Here is a 1,110-nt window from a genome sequence, read left to right on the forward strand (position 1 = left end):
CGCTGCCGCGGCGGCAGGGAGGTGTCGGCGGCGGCGCGGTCCAGGAGGCGGGCGGCGGCGGCTTGTTGGCGGGGCAGCCAGCGGCCGGTGTTCCGGCCGGTGGGCGGGGTCCAGTGGGTGCCGGGGGTCAGGAAGCGCCCGTACGGCGGGGTGTCATCGAGGACGAGGTCGAGCAGATCGGTGCGACGGCGGGTCAGCACGGCCAGGACGGGCGGCAGCACGGCCGCCGAGGGCTCATGGGTCAGCAGCTCGGCCACGCGGGCGTCCCGCTCCGCCGGTGGTTCCAGCCACAGCCCGATGGCGGTGCGGACCGTCACGTCGCTGCCGAACGAGATCGCCTGCCACAGGAGTTCCTGAAGCTCGGGCAGGGTGTGGGCGCGCCGCCCGAGGGAGCGGGCGAGGGCGAACGTCAGCTCGTGGTCGACCCGTTCGGCGCCCGCCTCCAGCCAGGGCCGCAGCGCCTCGAACACCGCCTGCTCCTGGCCGCGCCGCAACTGGTGGTCCAGGCGGCCCAGGTCGGCGGCGCCGACACTGCCCGCGAGCCGGGTGAGGGTGCGCAGCGCCCAGCCCAGCAACTGCCGCCGCCCGGTGACGGCGTGTTCGCGCAGCAGCCCCACGGCGAGGTGACGCAGCGCCTGCCGGGTGGCGGAGGAGGAATCGCGGGCGGAGATCGCCTCGGCGGCGATGCGGTCCAGATGCTCGGCGGCGTCGTCGGCGAACAGCGCGGGGTGGGTGCGGGCGAGCGCACCGAGCGCCGCGGAACGCACCGGGTCCTGTTCGTTGCGCAGCCACTCCAGCAGCTCCAGCAGGTCGGTGAGGGCGTCCGGGTCGCCGGAGCGGGCGACGCACCGGATCAGCAGCGGATAGGCCAGGGCGCGGTCCTCGGCCGAGGAGCGGCGCACGGCGGCCAGCAGCTCCTCGCGCGCCTCCTCGACCGGCAGATGAGCCACCGACTCCAGCACGGTGGTCCAGGGCGCGCCGCGCTCGCGCGCCCGGGCGGCCATCCGGCGGGCCTCGGCCTGGCGGCGGGGGCGCGGCAGGACTTCGAGTACGGCGGGTTCGATGACGGCGTGGGCGGGGTCGCGTCCGTCGGTGGCCGCGTCGTAGAAC

Annotated in this window: 1 pseudogene; it reads right to left on the reverse strand. The window is 76.5% G+C overall.

Annotated features, from left to right (window positions below):
• A pseudogene (locus KN815_RS49235) lies at window positions 1-1,110 on the reverse strand (hypothetical protein); the annotation flags it as partial.

Source organism: Streptomyces niphimycinicus, assembly GCF_018883605.1.
In the GTDB taxonomy this organism is placed as follows: Bacteria; Actinomycetota; Actinomycetes; order Streptomycetales; family Streptomycetaceae; genus Streptomyces; species Streptomyces niphimycinicus.